Consider the following 1,130-nt stretch of genomic DNA (forward strand, 5'->3'; position numbering starts at 1 on the left):
CCCCGGTGTTCTGGTGGATCGGCGGGGCGATGGCGGTGCTGGGGCTCGCCGGTGCCGCACTCGCGGCTCTCGGCGATCCCGTGGCCGGGCCCGCGGGTGCGGCCGCAGCGGGGGCTGCGATGCTCGTGATCGTCGCGGCACAGGGGCTGCTGGCGTCCCCTCGGCAGGACTGAGGGCCGGACCATGACCATGCTTCAGGCCATCCGCCGCTACTACGCCGGCTACGCGCAGTTCAGCGGGCGCACCTCCCGCGCCGACTTCTGGCTCGCAGCACTCTACGTGGGGCTCCTGCAGAACGCCGTTCACTTCGTGTCCACCGCCCTGGACGTGTTCATCCTCGGCTCCCCGGACCTGCCCCTCCGCGACGCGGCCGTCCTCCTGGTGGGGATCACGCACGCACTCCCCTCGCTCGCCCTGCTCGCCCGGCGCCTCCACGACGCCGGCTTCAGCCGCGCGTGGCTGTTCCTCGGGCTGGTGCCGCTCGTCGGCCCGCTCACACTCCTCGTGTTCGTGCTCCAGCCGTCCGCCCCACGCCTCGGACACCTCGCCGATGCGTCGGACCCGGTTCCGGCGGGGGCCACGGCCGCGACGCGCTGACCCCCGCCGCCATGTCCGGCCCGATCAGTGATCGTGGTCGGTGTGCTCGTCGTGCCCGGACTCGGCGTCCGCGGCCTCCTCGGGCTTCACGGACTCCGGCTGGCCGGTGACCACGGCCATCTCGACCGGGGCGGACTCCAGGTCCTTCTCCAGGACGGTCTCACCGGTCTCCAGGTCGACGGCCACGAGCTTCTGGGCCTCCGCGTCGGTGACGTAGGCGGTGTTCCCGGCCACCTTCAGGATCGGCCCGGGCTCCTGCCACTCGTCCTTCTCCTTCCACGGCTCGATCACCGGGTACTCGGCGGTGACCTCACCGGTCTCCTCGTCGATCACGTTGACCTCGCCGTCGTAGGTCAGCACGACCGCGGAGCCGTCCTCGGCACGGCCGAGCGAGCGGAACCAGTAGGAGGAGCCGAGGTCCACGGTGGTGAGCTCATCGGTGCGGGTGTCGATGAGGGCGATCTCCGTGGGCCGCTCGACGGCCCCCGTCGGCTCCTCCTCGACCTTGTAGTCCCCCAGGACGATGGGCGAGT

The 1,130-nt window shown here is 71.9% G+C and carries 1 protein-coding gene and 1 pseudogene; one reads left to right on the forward strand and one right to left on the reverse strand.

The annotated features are described in order from the left end of the window. Positions 1-183: 183 nt before the first annotated feature. Positions 184-597: a DUF805 domain-containing protein gene (locus ACIP67_RS43420; protein WP_350748472.1), complete on the forward strand. Its 414-nt coding sequence runs from the start codon at positions 184-186 to the stop codon at positions 595-597. Positions 598-621: 24 nt separating this feature from the next. Here the strand turns inward: ACIP67_RS43420 and ACIP67_RS43425 are convergent. Further along, positions 622-1,130 (reverse strand): annotated as a pseudogene (locus ACIP67_RS43425) (hypothetical protein); the annotation flags it as partial.

The sequence above is a fragment of the Streptomyces sp. NPDC088812 genome, assembly GCF_044750285.1.
Lineage (GTDB): Bacteria > Actinomycetota > Actinomycetes > Streptomycetales > Streptomycetaceae > Streptomyces.